This window comes from Cupriavidus sp. D384 (genome assembly GCF_001652915.1).
Classification (GTDB): domain Bacteria; phylum Pseudomonadota; class Gammaproteobacteria; order Burkholderiales; family Burkholderiaceae; genus Cupriavidus.
Window position 1 is genome coordinate 66,457 of record NZ_BBQI01000064.1, and the last position, 20,604, is coordinate 87,060.

Consider the following 20,604-nt stretch of genomic DNA (forward strand, 5'->3'; position numbering starts at 1 on the left):
GCTCCCCTCTCCCATGAAGTGGGCGAGGGGCGCAAACCATCGGGCGGGAGAGGGTGGCAATCCTCAGCCTGCCGAAGTTGGCCACTGGAACAGCGGCGGCTCCTTTTCCTTGAAGCGGCGTACGGCCTCGTGGTGGTAGTCGGTGGTGAAGGCGATGCCCTGCCCAAGCGATTCCAGTTCCAGCATGGCGCGCACATCGGCGCCGTTCGATTGGTTCAGCGCCCGCTTGGTCAGCGCAAACGCCGTTGGCGAAGCACCGGCCAGGCCGCGCGCGATCTGGTCGGCGCGGGCGTGAAGCTGGTCCTGCGCCACGATCTCGAACACCGCGCCGATCTGCTTCGCCTCTTCCGCCCCGACTTCGCGTGCGCTGAAGACCAGATCGCGGGCGCGCGCCATGCCGACCACGCGCGGCAGCGTGTACAGCGCGCCGCAATCGGGGACCAGCCCGACCTTCATGAACGGCATGCAGAAGCGTGCGCGCGGCGATGCCACGATGAAATCGGCCAGCAATGCCAGGCTGAAGCCGGCGCCGTATGCCACGCCATCGACGGCTGCCACCACCGGGCGGTCCAGGTCGACCAGCAGGGCAATCCAGCCGTGCAGGTCGTCCATGCGGTTGCGGCCGGCGTCGGCGGCGGTGACATTCATCGCGCGGATATCGCCGCCGGAGCAGAAGTCGGTGCCTGCCCCGCGCAGCACCACGGCGCGTACGGTGCGGTCGGCACGGATCTGCTGCACGGCTTCGCGCAGGGCGTCGCGCATCGGGCCGTTCAGGGCATTCTTGAACTGGGGGCGGTTCAGCGTCAGCGTGGCAATGCCGTCCGCGATGTCAACCAGCAGGGTCTGTTCTTCTGCCATCGGGTGTCTCCGTGAGGGTTCGATGGCAAAGCTTGACCGATGTGCGGCCCCCCGGCTATTTGCATGTTTTGAATCCGGCATTCGCCGGCAGTGAAGGCTTCTCCGTAATTGCGAGAATGGAAAAAATGCCGGCGTTCGGGCGATAATCGCTGGCTACCCTGGAGACAACGACATGCGCTTCGATCTGGTCGATCTGAATCTCTTCACGCATATTGCGGAAGCCAGCAGCCTGACCCGCGGTGCAGAACGTTGCCACCTGTCGCTGCCGGCGGCCAGCACGCGCATCAAGAACCTGGAAGAGCAGGTTGGGGGTGAAGCTGCTGAGCCGCAGCAGCCAGGGCGTCAAGGTGACGCCGGCCGGCGAGACGCTGCTGGCCCACGCGCGCCGCGTGCTGCGGCAGATCGAGCAGCTGAGCGGCGACCTGCAGGAGTACGCGTCAGGCATCAAGGGGCACGTGCGCGTGTTCGCCAACACCACCGCCATGAGCGAATTCCTGCCGGGGGTGCTGCGTACGTACCTGGTCAATCATCCCGACGTGACCGTCGATATCCGCGAGCGGCTCAGCCCGGACATCGTGCGGGCCGTGCAGGAAGGCATGGTCGATATCGGCATTGCCGCCAGCGGCGTCAACATGGAAGGGCTTGAAGTGATGCCGTACCGGCTGGACCGCCTGGTGCTGGCCACGGCGCTGAGCCACCCGCTGGCCCAGCGCAAGCGCGTACGGTTTGTCGAGACGCTCGACTACGATTTCATCGGCCTGCCCGAGGAAAGCGCGATCCACAACTTCCTGAAGCGCGCCGCCTCGGACCTGCAGCGCCAGTTGCACTGGCGCATCCAGGTCAGCAATTTCGAGACGGCAGGGCGCATGATCGAGGCCAACGTCGGCATCGGCGTGCTGCCGGAGAGCACCGCGCGCCGCCACGCCCAGACCATGGCGCTCAATATCGTGCAGATCGAGGACGACTGGGCCGAGCGCAAGCTCCAGATCTGCGTGGCAGACCTGGATGCGCTGCCGGTCTTCGCACGCAAGCTGGTGGACCTGCTGGTGGAAGACGGCACGGGCAACCCGGCCTGAAAGGGCCGGGCCCTGCGTACGGAGGGCTAGGCCATCTCCGCGACGATGCCGCGCAACTGGTGCTTGTGCAGCTTGCCGCTGGCGGTGGTGGGAATGGCTGGCACCCGCACGATCTGCGCGGGGCGCTTGTACGGCGACAGCCGCTCGGCGAGATAGGCGTGCAATTCGGCCGCATCGAAGGTCTCGCCTTCACGAAGCTCCACGAACGCCACAATCTCCTCGTTGCCATCGGCCGCCGGCCTGCCGACCACGGCGGACAGCCGCACCGCCGGATGCGTGTTGATGACCGATTCCACCTCGATCGGATAGACGCTGAAGCCCGAGCGGATGATGAGGTCGCGCGTGCGCCCGACGATATACAGCGCGCCGTCGGGCCCCAGGCGGCCGATATCGCCCGTGTTGAGCCAGCCTTCCGGGCGCAAGGCTTCCGCCGTCTGCGCCGGATCGCGATAGTAGCCACGCATGACGCCGGGCCCTTTCACCCATAGCTCGCCAGCCGTGCCCGGCGACACCGTCTCGCCGTGGGCGCCCACGATCCGCAGTTCGGCACCTTCGACAATCTCGCCGGCCGAGCAGTCGCTGCGCGGGCGGTCCATGCGGGTGATGAACAGCGAGCCTGCGTATTCGGTCATGCCATAGCCATGATGCAGCGGCTGGCCGAATACGGCTTCGACGTTGCGCTTGAGCGTCGGCTCCAGCGGGCCGCCGCCGGTATAGAGATAGCGCAGGCGCGAGGGGTGCAGCGTGGCGATGCCCTGCTTCTGCAGGTGGGCCAGGATGCGGCTGAACATGGCCGGCACGCCCTGCAGGATCGAAATCGCCTCGCGCTGCAGCGCGGCACAGGCATCGGTGACGTTGAAGCGGGCCACCAGGTACAGGCTGCCGCCGCCCTGGAAGGTCGCCAGCAGCAGCGTGGCGAGGCCGAAGATATGGGACATCGGCATCACGGCATAGGCGCAGTCGCCGGGGCCGATCTTGCGCGTGTCGGCCGTGACCCGCGCGTAGTGCAGCAGGCCGCGATGGGTGACCATCACGCCCTTGGGCTGGCCCGTGGTGCCCGACGTGTAGATCAGCGCCGCCACCTCGTGCGCCAGCGCCTGCGGCTCGCGCTCGCTGCGTTCGTCCACATCGGCGGCCATCAACGGCCCCAGCCCGGGCGGGGCGATCTCGCGGGCGCGGTAGCGCAGGCCGTGGCGCAGGGCGTCGGGAGACGCCGCGTGGGTGAACAGCATCAGCCGGGGCGTGCAGTGCGCGCGGATTTCCTCGATCTCGCGGGCCGTCAGCCGGGCGTTGGTCACCACTGGCCAGGCGCCGAGTTCTGACAGCGCAAAGACCAGTGTGATGACGGCCAGGCAGTTCTCGCCGGTAATCATGACGCGGTCGCCGGTGCCGACGCCCTGGGCTTCCAGGTACTGCCGCGCCAGCCCGACGCCTTCCCAGAGTTGCGCAAAGCTCACCGTGCGCTCGCCTTCATGCACGGCCACATGCCCGGGCGCGTGGGCAGCCCAGTGGCGGGGAATGTCGCTGATGCGATTCGCGATGGCTCGGTCCTGCGGCATCTCGCTCAAGTCCTTTGCAAAATGGATGTCGGAGTGGCGCCGGCCCCGCAGTCACGCGCAGGCCGGCTCGTCGCAGTGTATGGGCAGCCCGGAGGCCGCGCAATTCGTCATCGGGAAAGCGGTACTTCGCCCGGGCGGAACGGTACCGCCCGGGCCGTCCGGCTTATTCCACCTCGATATTGGCCGTCTTGACCACGTTGCCCCACAGCGCCAGTTCCTTCTTGATGCGGTCCTGCAGCGGCGCCGGGCCGGTGACGTTGAGGTCGTAGCCGCCTTCGGCCATGCGGGCGCGGAACGCCGGGTCCTGGCCCACGGTCTGTTGTGCCTTGACCAGCCGGCCGGTGACATCGGCCGGCATGCCGAGCGGGCCGACCAGGCCGTACCAGCCGGTCAGGTCATATTGCTTGAGCCCGGATTCGACCAGCGTGGGCACGTTCGGCAGCGCCGCGTTGCGGGTCTTCGACGTGACGGCCAGCGCGCGCACCTTGCCGCCCTGGATATGGCCGATGGCCGTGCCGGTGATATCGAACATGAACGTGACCTTGCCGCTGATGACGTCGGCCATGGCCGGGGCGTTGCCCTTGTACGGCACATGCAGCATCTTCACGCCGGTCATCTGCGCCAGCAGTTCGGCAGACAGGTGGTTCGACGCCCCGATGCCGGCGGAGCCGAAGCTGACGTCGCCCGGATGCTTGCGCGCGTACGACACCAGTTCGTCGACGTTCTTGGCCGGGAAGTCCTTGTTGATCAGCAGGACGTTGGTGTAGTCGGTGATCAGGCCCACATAGGTGAAGTCCTGCGCCGGCTTGAAGCTGACCGATTTCTGGATCAGCGGCGTCATGGTCATCGTGGGGCTTGCCACGAAGTAGAGCGTGTAGCCGTCCGGCTTGGCGCTGGTGGTCATGCCGGCCGCGATGGCGCCGCTGGCACCGGCGCGGTTGTCCACGATGACCGGCTGCTTGAGCACCCGGCCCATGTAGTCGGCATAGATGCGCGCGGCGGTATCGACCGGGCCGCCCGGCGCATAGCCCACCAGCAGGCGCACCGGGCGCGAGGGATAGGTGTCGGCCAGGGCCGCCCCGTGGGCCAGCGCCAGTACCGCGCCAGCAAGCATGATTCGCAGCATCGTCTCCTCCTGTTTCTGTATCAGGCTGTTTGTTGGGGAGACTTTGCGTCACGGCCGCCGGTCAGGCAATTTGCATTTGTTGAAGGTGGCCTTTGTTGATCCGATAGCGGGCCGCCGGCCCGCCCCCGCGCGCCGGTGGCGTCGCCTTCAGTCGAGCTGGATGCGTGCCGTGCGCACGATCTCCGCCCATTTCGGGGTGTCGTTGCTGACCACCGTCGCCAGCTCGGCCGGGCTGGAGGCCACCGGCTGCAGGCCCATGGCCGTCAGCCGCTGCGACACCTCGGGCTGCTTCACGATGCGTCCGATCTCGGCGGCCAGGCGGTCGGCAATCGGGCGTGGCGTGCCGGCGGGCAGGAAGATGCCGAACCAGCCATTGGGCTCGAATCCGCTCAGGCCGGCCTCGGAGAACGTGGGTACCGCAGGCAGGGCCGCGTGCCGCTGCGTGCCCGTGATGCCCAGCACGCGGAACTTGCCGCCAGTCAGGTAGCTGTTGGCCGACGTGACATCGACAAACGCGGAATCCACCTGGCCGCCGAGGATGTCGCTGACCAGCGGCGCCGCGCCCTTGTAGGGGATGTGCACGATATCGATGCCGGCCTGGATCTTGAATTGCTCGCCATGCAGGTGCGACGACGTGCCATTGCCGTATGACCCGTAGCTCAGCTTGCCCGGGCTGGCCTTTGCCAGGGCGATGAATTCGGCCAGTGTCCGGGCCGGCACGCGCGACGGCACCACGAACAGGTCTGACGACCGCGCCACCAGCGACACGGGCAGGAAGTCGCGCTCCACGTTGTAGGGCATCTTCCGGTACAGGCTCGGAGACTGGATCATCGCGGTGATCGCCAGCAGCAGCGTATAGCCGTCGGGGGCCGCCTTGGCGACGATATCGTTGCCCAGGATGCCGCTGGCGCCCGGCTTGTTGTCGACCACCACGGGCTGCTTCCAGGCCTGCGCCAGCTGCTGCCCGATGAGGCGCGCGATGGTGTCGGTGCCGCCGCCCGCCGGATAGGGCACGACCAGCCGCAACGGCCGGCCGGGATAGCCGCTGTCGCCCCGCGTGGGCCAGCTTGCCAGCGCCGCCGCGCCACCCAATGCCGCGGCCTGGCAAAGCCAGTGTCTCCTGCTGTGCTGCATGTCAGTCTCCTTGGTCTGGTCTCTTTATGAGGCCTCGCCCGGCGCGATCACGCCGGCGGAGGCCAATGCCGCCACATCGCTATCGCCATAGCCCAGCTCGGCCAGGATGTCGCGGCTTTGTCGGCCCAGCGTCTCTCCGGCGTGCCGGTACACCGGCGGGGTTGCCGAATAGCGCACGGGATGGGCAATCTGGGGCAGCGTGTCGGCATCCGCCGTGTCTGCCGTCATAGCCGTGCCGGCCACGGGGACATCGACCACCATGCGGCGTGCACGCAACTGCGGATGGCAGGCCGATTCCTCCAGCGTGAGCACGGGCTCGACGCAGCAGTCCACGTCGGCAAACCGCGCGCACCAGTACGCGAAAGGCTGGCTGCCGAACGCGCTGGCGATCTCGCGCTTCAGGCGCGGCATGTCTGACTGCGCCAGCGCAAGCCACTCCGGGTGCCCCATCGCATCGCAGAAGCGCTGCAGGAACTGCGGTTCTAGGCTGCCAACCGAGAAATGCCGCCCATCGGCCGTGGCGTAGTAGTCATAGAAGCAGCCGCCGTTGAGCCGCTCGGACCCCGGGCGCGGCGCGCGGCCGCCGGCCAGGTAAGCCGCGCCAGACATGGCGTTCAGGCTGAAGGCAGCATCGGTCATGCTGACGTCCACGTGCTGGCCTTCACCGGTGCGGTGGCGGTGCGCCAGCGCTGCCAGGATTGCCACCGTGGCGTGCAGGCTGCCGCCTGCGATATCGGCCACCTGGATGCCCAGCGGGGCAGGATTGTCGTGGCCGTTGTAGCTGGCCGCACCGGCAAGGGCCAGGTAGTTGATGTCGTGGCCGGCGCGGTCGCGGTAGGGGCCGTCCTGGCCGTAGCCGGTAATGGAGCAGTAGATCAGCGCCGGGTTGATGGCGCGCAGCTGGTCATAGCCCAGGCCCAGGCGGGCCATCACGCCGGGCCGGAACTGCTCGACCACGACGTCATGCGTGCGCAGCAGCCGGTGCACGATCCCGATGGCATCGGGCTGCTTGAGATCCAGCGCCAACGAGCGCTTGTTGCGATTGAGCCAGGCGTGCACGGCCGACACGCCATGGCGCTGCGGCGTCAGCCGCCGCACGGGATCGGCGCGCGTGGGCGCCTCGATGCGGATCACGTCGGCGCCCAGGTCGGCCAGCGCCAGCGTGGCGAACGGCCCCGGCAGCAGCGTCGAAAAGTCAAGAATCTTCAGTCCTGCCAACGGTCCAGCCATGCCAGTCTCGCCCGTGATGTCGAAGTCGGGCCGATTCTTTCATCGGGGGGCGGAAGCTGTCTTGGTCCGTTCGGACCAATCGCACTGCAGCATGCAAATTGGTTCGTTCGGAGCACGACACCGCGCCGGGCCGTCCGTACAGTCGACTCCCATCACATCGCACCAGGCCACGTACCTGGCGTTCGCATCACATCAAGGAGACGAGACATGTATCTGACGCAGGGGCTGCATCGCTGCATGCAGCAGACGCCGGACAGCCGTGCCACCGTCTTTGGCGGCCGCACCCGCACGTTCCGGGCCTTGCATGACCGCGTGGCCCGGCTGGCCGGGGCGCTGCAGGCGCAGGGCATGGCGCCGGGCGACCGGGTTGGCATGCTGGCACTGAACTCGGATCGCTATATCGAATACATGCTGGCCGTGTGGTGGGGCGGCGGCGTGCTGAATCCGGTCAATATCCGCTGGAGCGTGCCCGAGATCGTCTATTCGCTCGACGATTGCGATACCGGCATCCTGATCGTCGACGACCAGTTCGTGCCAATGGTGGCGGGCATCCTGACCACGGCCAGACGGCCGCCGCGCGTGATCTATGCCGGCGAGCACGAGGCGCCCGACGGCATGCTCGACTACGAGGCGCTGATTGCCGGATCAGTACCGGTGCCCGATGTGTTCCGCGGTGGCGAGGACCTGGCGACCATCATGTACACGGGCGGCACCACCGGCAAGCCCAAGGGCGTGATGCAGTCGCACCTGAACCTGTGGGCGTCGGCGGTCTCGCGCATGGCCGAGTTTCGCGCCGGCCACGGTACGTTCGTGTCGCTGCACGTGGCGCCGCTGTTCCACACCGCCGCGATGGCGCGGGCCGTCGGTCATATCGTGGCCGGAGACGTGCAGGTGATTCATCCCGGCTTTGTACCGGCAGCTGTACTGCATACCATCGAGCAGGCGCGCATCGAGGAACTGATGATGGTGCCGACGATGCTGCAGGCCGTGCTCGACGATCCGTCGTTTGGCGATCACGACCTGTCGAGCCTGCAGCGCATCTACTACGGTGCCTCGCCGATTGCCGCCGGCGTGCTGGACCGTGCGCTGGCCGCCATGCCGGACATCGCGTTCTATCACGCCTACGGCATGACCGAGGCGTCGCCGGTCATCAGCGTCAATCCGCCCGATAACCATGGGCCGGCGGGCCGTGCCAGCGGCCTGTACCGTTCGGCCGGCCGCGCCAGCTTTGGCGTGACGATGCGCATCGTCGATCCGCAGGGCAACGAGGTGCCGCGCAATACGGTGGGCGAGATCATCGTGCGCGGCGCCAATATCACGCGCGGCTACTGGAATCGTCCGCAGGAGACCGCGCAGGCGCTGCGCGACGGCTGGCTTCATACCGGCGACGGTGGCTACATGGACGACAACGGCTACCTGTTCATCGTCGACCGGCTCAAGGACATGATCGTCACCGGCGGCGAGAACGTGTACTCGGCCGAGGTGGAGAGCGTGCTGTCGCTGCACCCGCAGGTGGCGAGTTGCGCCGTGATCGGTATCCCCGACGAGCGCTGGGGCGAGGCCGTGCACGCCGTGGTGGTGCCGCGCGCCGGCATGTCGCCTACCGACGTGGTGTTGCGCGAGCACTGCCGCGCCGCGCTGGCCAGCTACAAGTGCCCCAAGAGTTTCGAATTCCGGCCCGCGCTGCCGCTATCGGCCGCCGGAAAGATCCTCAAGCGCGATCTGCGCGAGCAGTACTGGCGCGGCCAGGCCCGCCAGGTGAGCTGAACCGGGTCCCCAATTCCCAACGTCCCCTATCTTCAAGGAAACGATCATGAGCAGGAAAGTGTTGGTTGCAGGTGTCGGCATGATTCCGTTCACCAAGCCCGGTGCCAGCGATGACTATCCGGTCATGGGCGCCAACGCCGCCCGCGCCGCGCTGGCCGATGCCCGCGTCGACTATGCGCTGGTGGAGCAGGCCTACGTGGGCTACGTGTACGGTGACTCCACGGCCGGACAGGCGGCCATCTATGGCGTGGGGTTGTCCGGCATTCCGGTCATCAACGTCAACAACAACTGCGCCACCGGGTCGACGGCGCTGTTCCTGGCGCGCCAGGCCGTAGCCAGCGGCGCGATCGAGTGCGCCATCGCGGTGGGCTTCGAGCAGATGGTGCCCGGCGCGCTGAAGGGCGCCTATACGGATCGGCCCTCGCCGATGGCGCGGTTCGTCGACGCGATGCAGGCCATCCAGGGCTTTGACGAAGCCGCGCCGCGTGCCGCCCAGTTCTTTGGCGGCGCGGGCCGCGACTACATCAAGGAGTACGACATCCGGCCCGACACGTTCGGCCGGATCTCGGTCAAGGCGCGCCAGCACGCCGCGCGCAATCCGTTTGCGGTGTTCCGGAACACGGTCACGCTGGAAGAAGTGATGGCGTCGCCCGCCGTGTTCGATCCGCTGACGCGGCTGCAGTGCTGCCCGCCGACCTGCGGTGCGGCGGCGGCAATCCTGTGTTCGGACGAGTTCGCCAGGCGGCACGGCCTGGACACGCGTGTGGCAATCCGCGCCCAGTCGATGACCACCGACCGCAACAGCACGTTCGACGAAGGCGACATGCGCAAGGTGGTGGGCTACGACATGACCCGTGCGGCGGCGCAGGCGGTCTACGAGGCCGCCGGCGTGGCGCCCACCGATATCAACGTGGTGGAGCTTCACGACTGCTTCACCGCCAACGAACTGATCACCTACGAAGGGCTTGGCCTGACTCCCGAAGGCACTGCCGAGAAATTCATCATCGACGGCGACAACACATACGGCGGCCGCGTGGTGACCAATCCGTCCGGCGGCCTGCTGTCGAAGGGGCATCCGCTTGGCGCCACCGGCCTGGCGCAATGCGCCGAGCTGGTCTGGCAGCTGCGCGGCCAGGCCCAGGACCGGCAGGTGCCGGGCGCACGGCTGGCGCTGCAGCACAACCTGGGGCTCGGCGGCGCCTGCGTGGTGACGCTGTACGAACGCCAGTAAGGAGCGCGCCGATGCTGGACACGAAACATATCGGCACGGTGGTGTCGCGTCACGTGGCGGAGGCGGAGGCTGGACGCCTGCGCTTCTTCGCCAAGGCCACGGGCCAGGCAGATGCGCGCTACACCGATGCCGAAGCGGCCAGGGCGGCAGGGTATCCGGGCCTGCCGGTGCCCCCGACCTTCCTGTTCTGCCTGGAAATGGAGGCGCCGAACCCGCGCGCCACGCTGGACCTGCTTGGCATCGATATCGGCCGCGTCCTGCATGGCGAACAGGCCTTCCGCTATCACCGCATGGCGTTTGCCGGCGAGCGGCTGCACTTCGAGATGCGCATCGCCGACATCTACGAGAAGAAGGGTGGCGCACTGGGCTTTGTGGTGCGCGAGACCCGCGTGACCGATGCCGACGGCGCCGCCGTGGCAGACCTGCGCAGCGTGGTGGTGGTGCGCAACAGCCAGGAGACAGCATGAACCCGGTTCGATTCGAGGCGCTGGAAGTGGGCAGCACGCTGCCGCCGTTCACCGCCGAGCCGCTGAGCCGGCTCACGCTGGCGCTCTATGCCGGGGCATCCGGCGACCACAACCCGATTCACGTCGACACCGACTTCGCCAGGCGCGCCGGCATGCCGGACGTATTTGCGCACGGGATGCTGTCGATGGCCTATCTGGGCCGCCTGCTGACCAACTGGGCGCCGCAGCACGCGATCCGCGAATTCTCGGTGCGTTTTGCGGCCATCACGCACGTGGGCGACGCGGTGTCGTGCACGGGCGTGGTCACGGAGAAGGACGAGGCGGCGGGGACGGTGCGCATCGCGCTGTCCACGCGCAACCAGCAGGGCGAAATCAAATTGACGGGCGAGGCGCTGATCGCGCCCGACCGCTGAATATCAAGGAGACAGCACAATGAGCAAGCTCAATGGCAAGGTTGCCATCGTTTCGGGTTCGGGCCGTGGCATTGGCCGCGAGATCGCGTTGAAGCTGGCGGGCGAGGGCGCCGCCGTGGTGGTCAATGACCTCGACGCCGAGCCGGCGAATGCCGTGGTGCGCGAGATCGTGGCGGCTGGCGGACGGGCCGTGGCCTGCACGGGCAGCGTCACCGAGGCCGATTTCGGCCAGCGCTTCGTGCAGACGGCGCTGCAGTCGTTCGGCGCGCTCGACATCATCGTCAACAACGCCGGCTATACGTGGGACAACGTGATCCAGAAGATGAGCGACGAACAGTGGTCGTCGATCATGGACGTGCACGTGACGGCGCCCTTCCGCATCCTGCGCGCCGCCGCCGATCATTTCAAGGAGACCGCCAGGGCCGAGGCCGAAGCCGGCCAGGAGATCTTCCGCAAGGTGGTCAATATCTCGTCGGTATCGGGCGTGATGGGCAACGCCGGGCAGGCCAACTATTCGGCCGCCAAGGCCGCCATCAACGGGCTGACCCGCGCGCTGGCCAAGGAGTGGGGGCGCTACAAGGTCAACGTCAACAGCGTGGCCTTTGGCCTGATCAAGACGCGCCTGACCGAAGCCGTGGCCGGCGACGGCAACAGCGCGACGATCGATATCGCGGGCAAGGAGATCAAGGTGGGGGTCAATGCCCAGCTCATGAAGAACGTCGAGGCGATGATCCCGGTGGGGCGTGGTGGCACGCCAGCCGAGGCTGCCGGTGCGGTCTACCTGCTGTGCATTCCGGAGTCGAACTACATCAGCGGCCAGGTGCTGGTGGTGGGCGGCGGACGTCCCTGAACCGCGCGCAACGCAAAGGAGCACTGCCATGCCTAGCCCCCAGAGCCCGTGGATCACGGACGATCTTTCGATATTCCAGGATGCGATCCGCAAGTTCATCGAGCGCGAACTCGTGCCGCACGAAGAGCGCTGGTGGAAGCAGCAGCATGTGGACCGCGAGACCTGGCGCAAGGCGGGCGAGGTTGGCATGCTTTGCGCCAGCATCCCCGAAGCCTATGGCGGCGGGGGCGGGTCTTTCGCGCACGAGGCGATCATTGCCTACGAACAGGCGCGCGCCATGGCAACCAGCCTGGGCACCAATGTGCACAGCGCCATCGTGGCGCACTACATCCTGCGCTATGGTTCCGAGGCCCAGAGGCAGCGGTGGCTGCCGAAGATGGCGACCGGCGGGATGGTTGGTGCGATTGCGATGTCAGAGCCCGGCGCGGGATCCGATCTGAAGAGCGTCAAGACGCGGGCGGTGCGCGATGGCGCGCACTACGTCATCAACGGTTCGAAGACGTTTATCTCGAACGGCCTGCTGGCCGACCTGATCCTGGTGGTGGTCAAGACCGATCCGGACAAGGGCGCCAAGGGCGTGTCGATCGTGGTGCTGGAGACGGCCGGCCTGGAGGATTTCCGGCGCGGCCGCGTGCTGGAGAAGATCGGCCAGAAAGGGCAGGACACCGCCGAGCTGTTCTTCGACAACGTTCGCGTGCCCTGCGAAAACCTGCTGGGCGACGAGGAGGGGCGCGGCTTCTACCAGTTGATGCAGCAGCTGCCGCAGGAGCGCATGATCATCGCACTGGGCGCGCTGGGGTCGATGGAGCGCGCACTGGAAACCACGGTGGCCTATGTGCGCGACCGCCAGGTCTTCGGGGCTCCGCTGCTTGAGATGCAGAATACGCGCTTCAAGCTGGCCGAGTGCAAGACGCACGCAACGGTGGCGCGTGCCTTTGTCGACGACTGCATGGGCAAGGTGCTGCGCGGCGAGCTGACACCCGAGACGGCTGCCATGGCGAAGTGGTGGTGCACGCAGAAGAGCTGCGAGATCATCGACGAATGCCTGCAGCTGCACGGCGGCTACGGCTACATGGCCGAGTATCCGATCGCCCGGCTCTACGTCAACGCGCGCGTGGGCAAGATCTACGGCGGATCGAACGAGATCATGAAGGAACTGATCGCGCGGACGTTGTAGATCTACCCCCGGGGTTTTTTCTCCCCTCTCCCACGCATGGGAGAGGGGAGCCCATTCAGCAATCAATCCAGCAACCCTCTCGCCCTCGCAATGGCTACCACCTCGGTGCGGCTTTGCGCGCCAAGCTTGGCGCTGATGCGGCGCAGGTGCGACTTCACGGTCAGTTCCGAAACGAAGAGCTTCTCGGCAATCGCGCGATTGCGGTGGCCCAGCGAGAGCATCCGCAGGACATCGAGTTCGCGGGCCGTCAGGGCGTCCAGGCCTGAGTCCGGTGCCACCGGGCTTTCTGCCGGCGATGGCGATGCCGATGGCACGGGCGCGGCAGTGATTTCCGGCATCCCCATGCGCGCCAGCAGCGCCGGCACGAACGTCGCGGCCACGCCGGACACCGCATGATTGCGTTGCGCTGCCATCCAGCGCTGCAGCAGGCGGGCCAGCCTGTCGCCTTCGTCGACGAACGTGCGGATCAGTCCTTCGTGGCTGGCAAGGCGTAGTGCGGCGGTCAGTGCAACGAAGGCGGCCCGTTCGTCGCCCACGGCATCGAGCGCCATCGCATGCAGCAGCCGCAACTTGATCAGGCGCCAGTGGCGCTGCTGCGCCGTGGCGGCGGCAATGGCGACCGCCAGGGCATCGCACAGCGCCTGATCAGCGCCACGGGCGATGTCGAGCCGCCAGCGCGCCACCGACGGGGTGTCCACTTCATTGCCGTAGCCGGCGTCGTCGAGCGCTTCCCAGGCGCCGTGCGCCTGCGCGGCATCCAGCGACTGAGCGGCGGCATCGAGCGCGCCGTCGAGCGTCGCCACGCGTGCACGTTCGAGCCATGCCGAGCACAGCGCGCGTTGCGACTGCACCTGGCGTCCCAGTTCATCAAGCTCGTGCAGGCGGCGGTGCCAGAGGTCGCGGTCGCCGCGCACCAGGGCAATCCGGGCACTGAGGATATGGCAGGTCGTCATCGAGTCGACGGGGCCCGTCATCTTGGCGAACGGCAGCGTGTCGTTCACAAAGCGCGCGGCTTCGTCGATCTGGTCCGATTCATAGAGCAGCAGGCCCAGGATCACGCCGGCCGCGGCGCGGCCACCGGTGACCGCATCGGGACGCTCGTGCCATGCCTGCTGGGCGGTGCGCAGCCGGGCCATCGAGCGGCCAAGCCTGCCGTGGATCAGGTCGATGATGCTCTCCAGGCAATCGGCCACGCTGCGCAGCAACGCGGCGCCCGGGGCCGGCCCGGGCCTCCCACTGGCGCCCGCATGGGCCAGCACCTGGCGGGCCTCGTCGTGCCGGCGCCCGGACACCAGGCCGTACGCCACCGAGTTGGTCAGCATCCAGTACTGGAATGAGTCGTCGGGCGGCAGGCGGTCGAGCAGGGGCAGGCCGGTGCGGCGGCAGGCATCGATCTGGTCGGTCATCGCGAACAGCACGCAGCGCAGCGTCTCGGCCTGCAGCAGCACCGCCTCGCGTGCCGCATCGGCAACGGTGTCGTCGGCGATCTGCTGGACCGTGGACATGGCTTCGTCGAAGCGGCGGTTCAGCAGCAGGGCCCATGCCGCGCTGATGCGGACGCGCGGGTCGGCGGTACGCAGCTTGTCGCGCACCAGGTCGAACCAGCGGGACAGCAACCGGACACGCCCGTTGTTGAGCAGTGCGTCGGCGTGCAGGGCCATCAGTTCGATGGCTTCGCCGTGCAGGCCCGCGCGCAGCAGATGATCGATGGCGGGGACGGGCCGGTCGGCTGCCAGATACCAGCGCGCCGCCGCGGCATGCAGCGCGGTTTCACGTGCGGGGTCAAGCGTGTGCAGCCGATGCTGCAGGAAGCTGGCAAACAGGCTGTGGTAGCGGTATTCGTCGTGCTCGCCGTTGAGCGGGAACAGGAACAGGTTGTTGCGCTCCAGCGTGGACAGCATGGCCTGGCTGTCGGCGCGTCCCAGGATCGCATCGCAGAGCGGCGCCGACAGCTGCGACAGGATGCTGGTTTCCAGCAGGAAGCTGCGCACCGCCGCGCTTTGCCCGCCGAGGATGTCCTCGGCAAGATACTCGGCCAGTTCGGTGTTCGATCCCGAGAACGACGAGACAAAGCGGCCGTAGTCGGTGCGCTGCCGCAGCGACAACGTGGCGAGGAAAATCGCCGTGGCCCAGCCCTCGGTGTAGCGGTGCAGCCTGGAGATTTCGGCATCGCCCAGCGGGATTCCGCATTTCTCGCGGATGAATACCGTGGCCTCGGGCAAGGTGAACCGCAGGGCGCCGGGCTGCAGTTCGAGCAGGTGGCCGCGCGCGCGGATGCGGCCAAGGCCCAGCGCCGGGGTTGTGCGCGACGCCACCACCAGCGTGCCGATGGGCGGCAGCGATTCCAGCAGGAGCTGCACGAAGTTCAGCACCGGTTCGCTCTGGATCGTCTCGAAATCGTCCAGCAGGATCGCGAACGGCGTCTTCTGCGAAGCCACGGTGGCGATCACGCTGGCCGCCAGTCGTTCGGCCGAGGCGGGCGCCTGCCCGTTGTCGGGCTCCAGCGCGCGCAGGCCAGCGCCAAGATGCCCCAGAAAGCGCGGCAGGTCGTTGTCGGCGGCGTCCAGCCGCAGCCATGCCGTGGTGTGCCCCAGCGCCTGCCGCGCGGCCACGTATTGCTGCATCAGCGTTGTCTTGCCGAAGCCGGCCGGCGCACGGATCAGCAGCAGCCGCGCGCTGTGCGCGGCCAGCATGCTTTCCACAAGGTGCGGACGTGCCAGATGGGAATCGGCACAGGCCGGTGGCACCAGTTTCGACGCAACAATCGTCGGCATCGTCGGCATCGCCTGTGGCCTCGCTGTGCCATCGGCGTCGTGCCGCCGCGCACCCGGCGGGCTGGGCTGCATGGCGGAAAGTCTCCTGGATCGATGTTCTTGTGGACGCGATTGTTACATGGGTTTCGCGCGCATGGATACCCGGGCCCGCCCCCGGTTAGCGGCAGGCGAAGGCCCGATTCGCAAATGGCAAATACGCATTGCGGCGCCCCCGTACTATCGTTGGTCGCCGTGTTTCCCGATGACTTCCAGACTCCAAGATGACCTTTGCATCCGTGGCGCCCGCATCGACCCTGATCCGCTCTCCGCACTGGCCCGCCGGACTCCCGCGCACGATCCACGTACCGGCCACCAGCCTCGGCTACAACGTCGAGCACGCTGCGCGCCGCTATCCTGCCAAGACGGCGATCCAGTACTTCGGCACGGCCATCACGTACGCGCGCCTGCTGGAAGACATCGAACGCCTGGCCGGATATCTGCAGCGGGATTGCGGCGTAAAGCCCGGCGACCGCGTGATGCTGAGCGCGCAGAACTGTCCGCAATACATCATTGCCAGTTACGCAATTCTGCGCGCCGAGGCCGTGCTCGTGCCTGCCAACCCCATGTGGCTGACGGGGGAAATCGAACACGTGGCCGCCGACAGCGGCGCGCGCGTGGTCATCGTGGCCGAAGACCTCTACGCGCAACTTGCACCGCTGCATGGCACGGCCATCGAGCGCGTCATCACCTTTGCCTATGCGGATGGGCTCGACGACGACGGCGGCCTGCCCGTGCCCGGCTGGGTGCGCGAACGCCTGGACCTGCCGGTGTCGGACATGGCGGGCCCGGCCACCACCTGGACAACGGCGATGGCGGCGCAGCGCGCGCCGGCGCCGCACCAGGCTGGCCCGGAAACGCTGGCGCTGCTGGCCTACACATCGGGCACCACCGGACGGCCGAAAGGCTGCATGCACACGCATCGCTCGCTGATGTGCGCGGCGGCGGGCTCGCAGGTGTGGCGCGCGAATGGGCCCGAGAGCGTGTTCCTGGCCGTGGCGCCGATGTTCCATATGCTCGGCCTGCAGAACGGCGTGCACGCGCCGCTGTATCTGGGCGCGACCATCGTCCTGATGCCGCGCTGGGATGCACCGCTGGCGGCGGCGCTGATCGAACGCTTCCGGGTCAGCAACTGGAATGCGCCGCCGGCGATGCTGGTGGACTTCTTCGCGCAGCCCGGCATCGAAGGCCGCGACCTGTCGAGCCTGTCATTCCTTGGCGGCGGGGGCGCGGCCATGCCCGAAGCGGTTGCCACCACGCTTCAGACGCGCTTCGGTTTGCCTTACGTGGAGGCGTATGGCATGACCGAGACGGCCGCGTTCATCCTGTCGAATCCGCGCCATCGCGCCAAGCGCGAGTGCCTGGGCGTGGCGACATTCGGCGTGGACGCCCGCGTGGTGGACCCGGCCACGTTGGCGGAACTGCCGGCCGGCGAGACCGGCGAGATCGTGCTGCACGGCGGGCAGATCATGCGTGGCTACTGGCGCAACCCCGAGGCCGACGCAGAGACCTTTATCGAAATCGACGGCAAGCGCTTCCTGCGCACGGGCGACCTGGGCTACGTGGACGACGAGGGGTACTTTTTCATGCGCGACCGGCTCAAGCGCATGATCAACGCCAACGGCTACAAGGTGTGGCCGGCCGAGGTGGAAAGCCTGCTGTACGGGCATCCGGCCATCCACGAAGCCTGTGTGGTGGCCGCACAGGACGCCCGGCGCGGCGAGACGGTCAAGGCAGTGGTGGTGCTCAAGCCCGGGTCGTCCGGCGCACCGGGCACGGACGAGGCATCGATCATTGCGTGGTGCCGCGAGCACATGGCGACCTACAAGGTGCCCCGCATCGTCCGCTTCATGGACGCGCTGCCCAAGTCGGGCACGGGCAAGATCCAGTGGCGGGTGCTGCAGGAAATGGACGACCGATCGGCGGATTATTGATTTCATATCAACATTTATTCGCCGATACACGGCTTAATCGGCAAAGGTAGCTTCGGCATACTGCGGTCATCCCAGCAAGGACCGAGTCCGCAATTCACAGGAGTTACCGATGAGCATCCCGTCTTTTGGTGTTGGCACGTTTCGTCTGACTGGCCAGGCCGCCGTGGATTCGGTGCGTAACGCGCTGGACCTGGGCTATCGGGCCGTCGATACCGCGCAGATCTATGGCAACGAGGCCGATGTCGGCCAGGCCATCGGCGAAAGCGGCGTCAAGCGTGACGCGCTGTTCGTGACCACCAAGATCTGGACGGCCAACTACGCCGCCGACAAGCTGGTGCCCAGCCTGCGCGAGAGCCTGGACAAGCTGCGCACCGACTACGTGGACCTGACGCTGATCCACTGGCCGGCCCCGGACAACGGCGTATCGCTGCCCGAATTCATGGCTGCGCTGGCCGAGGCCAAGGCACGCGGCCTGACGCGCCAGATTGGCGTGTCGAACTTCAATATTGCGCTGACGCAGCAGGCCATCGACGTGGTGGGCCAGGGCGAGATCGCGACCAACCAGATCGAACTGAGCCCGTACCTGCAGAACCGCAAGCTCGTGGCGTACCTGAAGGAACAGGGCATTGCCGTGACGTCGTACATGACGCTTGCCTACGGCAAGGTGCTGAAGGACGCGGTGCTGGCGCGCATCGCGGAGCGGCACAACGCCACGGTGGCGCAGGTGACGCTGGCCTGGGCGCTGCAGCTTGGTCATGCGGTGATTCCTTCGTCGACCAAACGCGAGAACCTGGCCAGCAACCTGCTGGCGCGCGACCTGAAGCTCGATGCCGACGACATGGCGGCCATCGCGGCGCTGGAGCGCAACGGCCGCGAGGTCAGCCCCGAAGGGTTGGCCCCGGTGTGGGACTGATCCCTTAGCCGGGAAAATCGAGCCGTCGTCTCCGATAAGCGAACGGCAACGGGGGGTGCGCCACATAGCAACCGCGCGCGAGTCGGTTCCGCGCATCCTTCGTCTCGTTGGTGCGTACCGTGGTGCAGGGTCGACGCCGACACCTTACTCATCGCCCACTGTCGTGGCGAGGCTGGCGCTGCTGCCGGCCCCGCCTCAATAAGAGGCGACCGTTCCAGGAGACATCCATGAGAAATCGGCTTCGTGCCGGGCGGCTCGCGCTCGCCCCTATCGTTCGCTTTTCGGCCACGTCGGTGCTGGCGTGGCTCACCCTCTGCGTGGCAACCGCCGGCCTGGCGGGCTGCGGCGGCGACGGCAGTTCCACCGCTTCATCGGGCAGCAGCACGACCACCACATCCCCCGGCACGGGCACAACGACCACCACCACGTTGCAGGTGGTGGCGCCCGTGGTGGACTGCGCAAAGCTGGCGTCGGTGGACCTGACCGACATCGGCGGTGCGGGCAGCACGATTGCATCGGCCACGGTTACCACCGCAACGGTCAATGGCGCATCGGTGCAGTTCTGCACGGTCAAGGGCACGCTGGCGCCAGCCAACACGTTCGAGGTGGCGCTGCCGGTCAGCACCTGGACGCAACGCTTTGCCGAACTGGGCTGCGGCGGCCTGTGCGGCAACCTCAGCGATCCGACCAAGCAGAGTTCGTTCAGCTTCAGCTACAACTGCCCGCTGGTACAGCAGGGCGGCTTTGCGACGGCGGCAACCGACATGGGCCACACCGGCGCGGATGCCACGTGGTCGTCAGACCCGCAGAAGCAGGCCGACTTTGCCTATCGCGGCCAGCACATCACCACGCTGGCGGCCAAGAAGCTGATCCAGACGTACTACGGCCAGCCGCAGAAGTATGCGTACTTCGTGGGCTGCTCCGATGGTGGCCGCGAAGCGCTGATGGCCGCGCAACGGTATCCGAACGACTACAACGGCATCATTGCCGGCGCGCCGGCCGCGCACTTCCAGACGCAGAACTCGCTCTATCACGGCTGGAACGTGATCTCGAACAGCACCACTGGCGACAACGCCGGCAATGTCGTGCTGTATGCCGACAAGGCCAAGGTGCTGCACCAGGCCGTGGTGGCTGCCTGCGGCGGCACCAGCGGCGCGCCCGACGGGCTGCTGGCGGACCCGCGCGTGTGCCATTTCAATCCGGTCTCGATCCAGTGCGCGGCAGGCGCCGCCGACACCAGCAAGTGCCTGACGGCAGCCGAGGTTGCCACCGCCAACCAGATCTACAGCGGCCCGTTCGACACCACCAACGGCAAGCGCATGCTGGCCGGCTCGCCGCAATTCGGCTCGGAGGCCAACTGGATTGGCGTGGAAGTGCCCAGCTCGAATTCGACCGACCCCGCCGTGCCGGTGACCAGCCTGTTCAGCAACATGATCGTGACGGGTGCCTATAACCTGATCTTCACGGGCTCGCCCACCATGCCGAATATCAACACGTTCGGCTATCACGATGCCAGCTTCTTCACCGACTACCTGCTGGCCAATCATTCGCTGAACGATGCGACCAACCCCGACCTGTCCGCCTTCCAGAAGGCCGGCGGCAAGCTGATCCTGTGGCACGGCTGGGCCGACCAGCATATCTCGCCGCTGTTCACCATCGCCTACTACGAGGCGATGCAGAGCACGATGGGCGCATCGGCGGTCGACGGGTTTGCGCGGATGTACCTGATCCCCGGCGTCAGCCACTGCGGCGGCGGCGAGGGCAACCCCAATATCGACCTGGTATCGCGCGTCACCGCCTGGGTGGAGCAAGGCACCGCTCCCAACGACGTGATGACCTACCAGACCGATGCGACGACCAACGCCGTGACGGCGTCGCGGCCCGTGTATCCGTACCCGGCGGTTGCCAAATACAAGGGCTCGGGCGACTGGCGCGACGGTACCAACTACACGCAAGGCGCCGCGCTGTACAACGTTGCCACCGCGCCTTGGGCGGGATCCAGCTTCTACACGCCGTACGCAGCCCAGGTGCGCGGGGTGGCGGCACCCTGACCGGTGGT

At 67.2% G+C, this 20,604-nt stretch carries 15 protein-coding genes and 1 pseudogene; 10 read left to right on the plus strand and 6 right to left on the minus strand.

Annotation, left to right across the window (positions count from 1 at the left end):
* Window positions 1-63: 63 nt before the first annotated feature.
* Window positions 64-858, minus strand: a complete 795-nt coding sequence (locus A9J21_RS15135; protein WP_066736976.1) for an enoyl-CoA hydratase/isomerase family protein — start codon at window positions 856-858, stop codon at window positions 64-66.
* Between the two features lie 172 nt (window positions 859-1,030).
* Between A9J21_RS15135 and A9J21_RS15140 the strand changes: the two are divergent.
* Window positions 1,031-1,934: pseudogene (locus A9J21_RS15140) on the plus strand (LysR substrate-binding domain-containing protein).
* Window positions 1,935-1,960: 26 nt separating this feature from the next.
* On the opposite strand, the gene A9J21_RS15145 reads toward A9J21_RS15140, so the two are convergent.
* From A9J21_RS15145 to A9J21_RS15160, 4 genes are all read right to left on the minus strand, one after another.
* A complete protein-coding gene (locus A9J21_RS15145) occupies window positions 1,961-3,493 on the minus strand; it encodes a class I adenylate-forming enzyme family protein (RefSeq protein WP_066736980.1) in 1,533 nt (510 codons plus the stop codon).
* Window positions 3,494-3,656: 163 nt separating this feature from the next.
* Window positions 3,657-4,619: a tripartite tricarboxylate transporter substrate binding protein gene (locus tag A9J21_RS15150; RefSeq protein ID WP_066736981.1), complete on the minus strand. Its 963-nt coding sequence runs from the start codon at window positions 4,617-4,619 to the stop codon at window positions 3,657-3,659.
* Window positions 4,620-4,766: 147 nt separating this feature from the next.
* Window positions 4,767-5,753, minus strand: coding sequence for a tripartite tricarboxylate transporter substrate binding protein (locus tag A9J21_RS15155; RefSeq protein WP_066736982.1), 987 nt, complete (start codon window positions 5,751-5,753; stop codon window positions 4,767-4,769).
* Window positions 5,754-5,777: 24 nt separating this feature from the next.
* Window positions 5,778-6,983: a CaiB/BaiF CoA-transferase family protein gene (locus A9J21_RS15160; protein WP_066736984.1), complete on the minus strand. Its 1,206-nt coding sequence runs from the start codon at window positions 6,981-6,983 to the stop codon at window positions 5,778-5,780.
* Between the two features lie 207 nt (window positions 6,984-7,190).
* Between A9J21_RS15160 and A9J21_RS15165 the strand changes: the two genes are divergently transcribed.
* From A9J21_RS15165 to A9J21_RS15190, 6 genes are read left to right on the plus strand one after another with little or no spacing between them, the layout of a single operon-like run.
* Window positions 7,191-8,750, plus strand: coding sequence for a long-chain-fatty-acid--CoA ligase (locus tag A9J21_RS15165; RefSeq protein ID WP_066736985.1), 1,560 nt, complete (start codon window positions 7,191-7,193; stop codon window positions 8,748-8,750).
* 46 nt (window positions 8,751-8,796) lie between these two features.
* Entirely contained in the window at window positions 8,797-9,981 is a 1,185-nt protein-coding gene (locus tag A9J21_RS15170) for a lipid-transfer protein (protein WP_066736986.1), read from the plus strand.
* An 11-nt stretch (window positions 9,982-9,992) separates the two neighbouring features.
* Complete coding sequence (locus A9J21_RS15175) at window positions 9,993-10,448, plus strand: MaoC family dehydratase N-terminal domain-containing protein (protein ID WP_066736987.1); 456 nt, start codon at window positions 9,993-9,995, stop codon at window positions 10,446-10,448.
* Entirely contained in the window at window positions 10,445-10,861 is a 417-nt protein-coding gene (locus tag A9J21_RS15180) for a MaoC family dehydratase (protein ID WP_066736988.1), read from the plus strand. The genes A9J21_RS15175 and A9J21_RS15180 overlap by 4 nt, the downstream gene beginning before the upstream one ends.
* Window positions 10,862-10,880: 19 nt before the next feature.
* On the plus strand, window positions 10,881-11,711 hold the full coding sequence (locus tag A9J21_RS15185; RefSeq protein WP_066736989.1) for an SDR family NAD(P)-dependent oxidoreductase: 831 nt from the start codon (window positions 10,881-10,883) through the stop codon (window positions 11,709-11,711).
* 28 nt (window positions 11,712-11,739) lie between these two features.
* The gene (locus A9J21_RS15190) at window positions 11,740-12,888 is read left to right on the plus strand and encodes an acyl-CoA dehydrogenase family protein (protein WP_066736991.1); all 1,149 of its coding nucleotides are present in this window, start codon (window positions 11,740-11,742) and stop codon (window positions 12,886-12,888) included.
* Between the two features lie 62 nt (window positions 12,889-12,950).
* On the opposite strand, the gene A9J21_RS15195 is transcribed toward A9J21_RS15190, so the two are convergent.
* The gene (locus A9J21_RS15195) at window positions 12,951-15,662 is read right to left on the minus strand and encodes a LuxR C-terminal-related transcriptional regulator (RefSeq protein ID WP_231906933.1); all 2,712 of its coding nucleotides are present in this window, start codon (window positions 15,660-15,662) and stop codon (window positions 12,951-12,953) included.
* A gap of 260 nt (window positions 15,663-15,922) precedes the next feature.
* On the opposite strand from A9J21_RS15195, the gene A9J21_RS15200 reads away from it, so the two are divergent.
* The 3 genes from A9J21_RS15200 (at window position 15,923) to A9J21_RS15210 (ending at window position 20,596) form a co-directional block, all read left to right on the plus strand.
* Complete coding sequence (locus A9J21_RS15200) at window positions 15,923-17,632, plus strand: long-chain fatty acid--CoA ligase (RefSeq protein ID WP_066736992.1); 1,710 nt, start codon at window positions 15,923-15,925, stop codon at window positions 17,630-17,632.
* Between the two features lie 109 nt (window positions 17,633-17,741).
* Complete coding sequence (gene dkgB, locus A9J21_RS15205; RefSeq protein ID WP_066736994.1) at window positions 17,742-18,545, plus strand: 2,5-didehydrogluconate reductase DkgB; 804 nt, start codon at window positions 17,742-17,744, stop codon at window positions 18,543-18,545.
* A gap of 227 nt (window positions 18,546-18,772) precedes the next feature.
* Window positions 18,773-20,596, plus strand: coding sequence for a tannase/feruloyl esterase family alpha/beta hydrolase (locus A9J21_RS15210; protein WP_066736996.1), 1,824 nt, complete (start codon window positions 18,773-18,775; stop codon window positions 20,594-20,596).
* Window positions 20,597-20,604: the final 8 nt, after the last annotated feature.